The sequence below is a fragment of the Pseudomonas juntendi genome (assembly GCF_009932375.1).
GTDB lineage: Bacteria > Pseudomonadota > Gammaproteobacteria > Pseudomonadales > Pseudomonadaceae > Aquipseudomonas > Aquipseudomonas juntendi.
Genome location: NZ_BLJG01000041.1, coordinates 1 through 5602, shown reverse-complemented (window position 1 = coordinate 5602; position 5602 = coordinate 1). Strand labels below are relative to the sequence as shown.

The 5602-nt window shown below is 63.8% G+C and carries 3 protein-coding genes; all 3 read left to right on the top strand.

The features are described from left to right. The first annotated feature begins 198 nt into the window (after positions 1–198). The 3 genes from GYA94_RS06185 to GYA94_RS06175 are packed head-to-tail and all read left to right on the top strand — an operon-like array spanning position 199 to position 5401. Positions 199–1287: an efflux RND transporter periplasmic adaptor subunit gene (locus GYA94_RS06185; protein WP_110679977.1), complete on the top strand. Its 1089-nt coding sequence runs from the start codon at positions 199–201 to the stop codon at positions 1285–1287. Next, positions 1284–2351, top strand: a complete 1068-nt coding sequence (locus GYA94_RS06180; RefSeq protein WP_110679978.1) for an efflux RND transporter periplasmic adaptor subunit — start codon at positions 1284–1286, stop codon at positions 2349–2351. The genes GYA94_RS06185 and GYA94_RS06180 overlap by 4 nt, the downstream gene beginning before the upstream one ends. After that, positions 2348–5401, top strand: coding sequence for an efflux RND transporter permease subunit (locus GYA94_RS06175; protein WP_110679979.1), 3054 nt, complete (start codon positions 2348–2350; stop codon positions 5399–5401). Before GYA94_RS06180 ends, GYA94_RS06175 begins: the two co-directional genes overlap by 4 nt. Positions 5402–5602: the final 201 nt, after the last annotated feature.

Here is a 5602-nt window from a genome sequence, read left to right as displayed (position 1 = left end):
TGCGGGCTTGCCCGCTCCCACAGGAAAAGCGCAGGCCCTGAGACTTGCGCTTTTCCTGTGGGAGCGGGCGTGCCCGCGAAGAGGCCGGCGCAAGCGCCGAAACTGCCGAACTGACCCCCGTCAGTGATGTTTATCGAACCCTGAACTACGCTGACAGTCGCATCCCACAAACCATTTGTGCGCAAGCAAGGAGCCTGCATGACGTTGATACGTCCGCTGTCGGTCGTTTGCCTGGGGCTGCTGTGCATGCTCGCCGGGTGTAGCAAGGAAGAGGTGCCTGAAACATTGCCGCGGGTGGGCGTGCAGCAGGTTCAACCCACCGATTTCGCCGCCAGGGTCACCCTGACCGGCGATGTACAGGCGCGGGTGCAGACGGACCTGTCGTTCCGTGTGGGGGGCAAGATCATTTCGCGCAGCGTCGATGTGGGTGACCACGTCAAGGCCAACCAGGTGCTCGCACGCCTGGACCCGAAAGACCTGCAGAACAACGTGAATTCGGCCAAGGCCGAGGTGTTTGCCGCGCAGGCGCGGGTCACCCAGACCCGTGCGGCCTTCGTGCGCCAGCAAAAACTGCTGCCCAAGGGCTACACCAGCAAAAGCGAATACGATGCCGCCGAAGCGGCGCTGCGCAGCAACCAGAGCGCGCTCAAGGCGGCCCAGGCGCAACTGGCCAGTGCCAATGAACAACTCGGCTACACCGCGCTGGTCTCCGAGGCCGCCGGGGTGATCACCGCGCGGCAGGCCGAAGTAGGCCAGGTGGTGCAGGCGACCATGCCGATCTTCAGCCTGGCCGTCGATGGCGACCGCGATGCCGTGTTCAATGTGTACGAATCCTTGCTGGTGGCACCGCCCGGCAACGCCGAGATACTCGTCCGCCTGCTGGACGACCCCAAGGTCCAGGCGCGCGGCGTGATTCGCGAAATCACGCCCACCGTGTCGGCGCAAAGCGGCACGGTACAGGTCAAGGTGGCCCTGAAGGATGTACCCGCCGAAATGCAGCTGGGCGCGCCGGTGACGGCCAGCACCACTACCGTGGGGCGGCCGAGCATCGAACTGCCGTGGTCGGCCTTGACCAAGGCCCTGCATGCACCTGCCGTGTGGGTAGTGGGTGAGGGTGACAAGGTCGAACTGCGCAAGGTCGAAGTCGGCCGCTACCTGACTGGCAAGGTGGTCATCGCCAGCGGCTTGCAGGCGGGCGAAACCGTGGTGGTCAACGGCAGCCAGCTGTTGCACCCCGGCATGCAGGTGGAGAAGGTGGATGCCAAACGCCCAGGGGGTGAGCTATGACACGGCTGCTGCTGATACTGTCAGCCGGCATGCTGCTGGCTGCCTGCGAGGGTGACGAGCAAGCCCCAGAGCCGATCCGGCCGGTGCTGTCGGTGAAGGTCGAGCCGCAGGTGCAGACGCAACTGGGCCGCTTCGCTGGCAATATCGAGGCACGCTTCGAGAGCACCTTGGGCTTCCGCGTTGCCGGGCGCATTGCCCGGCGTTGGCTGGACGTGGGAGCCCAGGTCAAACCGGGCGATACCTTGGCCACCCTCGACCCCACCGACCAGCAGAACCAACTGCGTGCCGCCGAAGGCGACCTGGCCAGGGTGCAGGCGCAATGGATCAATGCCCAGGCCGATGCCCGTCGCCAGCAACAGCTGTACGACCGTGGGGTGGGTGCCCAGGCGCAGCTGGATGTCGCCCAGACCAACCTGAAAACCACCAGCGCGACGCTGGAGCAGGCGCGCGCCTCTGTCAGCCAGGCCCGTGACCAGCTCGGCTACAGCACCCTGCGTAGCGACCATGCAGCGGTCATCACGGCCTGGCAGGCCGAGGCCGGGCAGACGGTCACCGCCGGGCAGGCCGTGGTGACCCTGGCCCGGCCTGATGTGAAGGAGGCGGTGATCGACTTGCCGATCAGCCTGGCAGAGCAACTGGACAAAGGGCTGACCTTCACCGTCGCCTCGCAACTCGACCCGACCATCAATACCACCGCTACCCTGCGCGAGCTGGAGCCGCAGGCCGACCCCACGACCCGTACCCGCCGTGCGCGCCTGACCTTGGCAAACACCCCGGCAGCCTTCCACCTGGGCACCGCGGTCAGTGTGACCCTGACCTCGCAAGTGTCGCCGCGCAGCGAGCTGCCCTTGAGTGCCTTGCTCGAACGCGACGGCAAGACCCAGGTGTGGGTCATCGACACCCGGCAGAAAACGGTCGGCACCCGTGACGTGACCCTGATCGACCGTAATTCCGACAGCATCGTCGTGGCCTCTGGCGTGCAGCCTGGTGAACGTGTGGTGACTGCGGGCGTGAACAGCCTCAAGCCTGGCCAGAAGGTCGCTTTCGACGAGGATGCGCAATGAAAGGAAGCTTCAACCTGTCCGACTGGGCACTCAAGCATCAATCGTTCGTCTGGTACCTGATGTTCGTCGCCCTGTTGATGGGGATTTTTTCCTACTTCAACCTAGGCCGTGAAGAAGACCCGTCGTTCACCATCAAGACCATGGTCATCCAGACCCGCTGGCCCGGTGCGACCCAGGACGAGACCCTGTACCAGGTCACCGACCGTATCGAAAAGAAGCTCGAAGAACTCGACTCGCTCGACTACACCAAGAGCTACACCCGGCCGGGCGAATCCACGGTCTACGTGTACCTGCGTGATACCACCAAGGCCGAGGATATCCCGCAAATCTGGTACCAGGTGCGCAAGAAGATCCAGGACATCCGTGGCCAGTTCCCTGCTGGCATCCAGGGGCCTGGGTTCAACGACGAGTTCGGCGATGTGTTCGGTTCGATCTATGCCTTCACCGCCGACGGCCTTACCCTTCGCCAGCTGCGTGACTATGTGGAGCAGGCCCGGGCAGAAGTGCGTGATGTACCCAATATCGGCAAGATCGAGTTCATCGGCACCCAGGATGAAGTGCTGTACCTGAACTTCTCCACCCGCAAGCTGGCCGCCCTGGGCATTGACCAGCGCCAGGTGATGCAGGCCCTGCAAGCGCAGAACGCGGTCACCCCGGCGGGGGTGATAGAGGCCGGGCCAGAGCGCATCTCGGTGCGAACCTCCGGGCAGTTCGCCTCGGAAAAGGACCTGCAAACCGTCAACCTGAAGATCAATGACCGCTTCTTCCGCCTGGCCGATATTGCCGCTATCGAGCGCGGTTATGTCGACCCGCCTTCACCGATGTTCCGCTACAACGGCCAGACCGCCATTGGCCTGGCCATTGGCATGAAGGCCGGCGGCAACGTGCAGGCGTTCGGCGCCGCACTGAAAAACCGCATGGACCAGGTGATCCAGGACCTGCCGATAGGCGTTGGCGTGCACACCGTGTCGGACCAGGCCGTGGTCGTCAAGAAGGCGGTTGGCGGCTTCACCAGCGCGCTGTTCGAAGCGGTGGTGATCGTGCTGGCGGTAAGCTTTGTCAGCCTTGGCATGCGCGCGGGGCTGGTGGTGGCCTGCTCGATACCCTTGGTGCTGGCGATGGTGTTCGTGTTCATGGAATACAGCGGTATCACCATGCAGCGGATTTCGCTGGGCGCGCTGATCATTGCCCTGGGCTTGCTGGTGGACGATGCGATGATCACCGTGGAGGTCATGGTCACCCGGCTGGAAATGGGCGACAGCAAGGAGCAGGCGGCCACGTTCGCCTACACCTCCACGGCCTTCCCGATGCTTACCGGTACCCTGGTCACGGTGGCCGGCTTTGTGCCGATCGGCCTTAACGCCAGTTCCGCAGGCGAGTACACCTTCACCTTGTTCGCGGTAATCGCCGTGGCCTTGCTGGTGTCCTGGGTGGTGGCGGTGTTCTTCGCCCCGGTGCTGGGGGTGCACATTCTGAGCAGCAGCAAGGTCAAGGCTCACGAAGCCAAGCCTGGGCGCGTGGCCAGGGCGTTCGAGGGTGGGCTGCTGTGGTGCATGCGCCATCGCTGGCTGACCATCATCGGTACCATCCTGCTGTTTGCTCTGGCGCTGTTCAGCATGCGCTTCGTGCAGAACCAGTTCTTCCCCGCGTCGGACCGCCCGGAGATCCTGGTCGACCTGAACCTGCCGCAGAACGCTTCGATCGAGGAGACGCGCAAGGTGGTCGACCGCTTCGAAGCGCGCCTCAAGGACGACCCGGACCTGGTGCACTGGAGCACCTACATCGGCCAGGGCGCCGTGCGGTTCTACCTGCCGCTCGACCAGCAGTTGCAAAACCCGTATTACGCCCAGCTGGTGATTGTCAGCAAGGGCCTGGAAGAGCGCCAGGGCATGATCGAGCGTTTGCAGAAAATCCTGCGTGAAGAGTTCGTCGGCATCGGCACCAACGTGCAATCGCTGGAAATGGGCCCACCGGTGGGGCGGCCGATCCAGTACCGGGTCAGCGGCACCAGTATCGACGAGGTGCGCAAGCACGCCATCGACCTGGCGACCTTGCTCAACCAGAACCGCAACATAGGCGAGATGATCTACGACTGGAACGAGCCTGGCAAAGTACTGCGCGTGGACATTGCCCAGGACAAGGCGCGCCAGCTGGGGCTGTCGTCGGAAGATGTGGCCAACGTGATGAACAGCATCGTCAGCGGTGTGCAGATCACCCAGGTCAACGACAGCATCTACCTGATCGACGTGGTCGCGCGTGCCGAGGACAGCGAGCGTGGTTCGCCCGATACCCTGCAGAACCTGCAGATCCTGACCTCCAACGGCACCTCGATTCCGCTGCTGTCGTTCGCCACCGTGCGCTACGAGCTGGAGCAGCCGCTGGTGTGGCGGCGTGACCGCAAGCCAACCATCACCATCAAGGCCTCGGTCAACGGCGACATTCAACCCACCGACCTGGTGGCGCAACTGAAGCCGAAAATCGACGAGTTCGCCAGCAAGCTGCCGGTAGGCTACGAAGTGGCCACGGGCGGTACCGTGGAGGAGAGTGGCAAGGCCCAAGGGCCGATCGCCAAGGTCATCCCGCTGATGCTGTTCCTCATGGCCACGTTCCTGATGATCCAGCTGCACAGCGTGCAGAAGCTGTTCCTGGTGATCAGCGTGGCGCCACTGGGGTTGATCGGCGTGGTGCTGGCGCTGGTGCCTACCGGTACGCCAATGGGCTTTGTAGCGATTCTCGGCATCCTGGCGCTCGCCGGTATCATCATCCGCAACTCGGTGATTCTGGTTACCCAGATCGATGAGTTCGAGGCGCAGGGCTATGCCCCTTGGGACGCGGTGGTGGAGGCCACCAACCACCGTCGCCGGCCGATCCTGCTGACGGCAGCCGCAGCGAGCCTGGGCATGATCCCGATTGCACGCGAAGTGTTCTGGGGGCCGATGGCCTACGCCATGATTGGCGGCATCATCAGTGCAACGCTGCTGACGCTGCTGTTCCTGCCGGCCTTGTACGTGGCCTGGTACAAAATCCGCGAGCCCCAGAAGCAAAACTGAAGGCTCAAGGCCCTATCGCCGGCAAGCCAGCTTCCACAGGACCGCGCAAAGCTCAGACCCGAGGTGCCACCCTGTGGGAGCGGGCGTGCCCGCGAACACCGGCGTAGCCGGTGCCAAGTACCGCGTGGGATTCTTCGCGGGCCAGCCCCACGGGGATCGCATCAGGGCTGACAGGTGTTTGCCACAAGGTATGGCATCGCC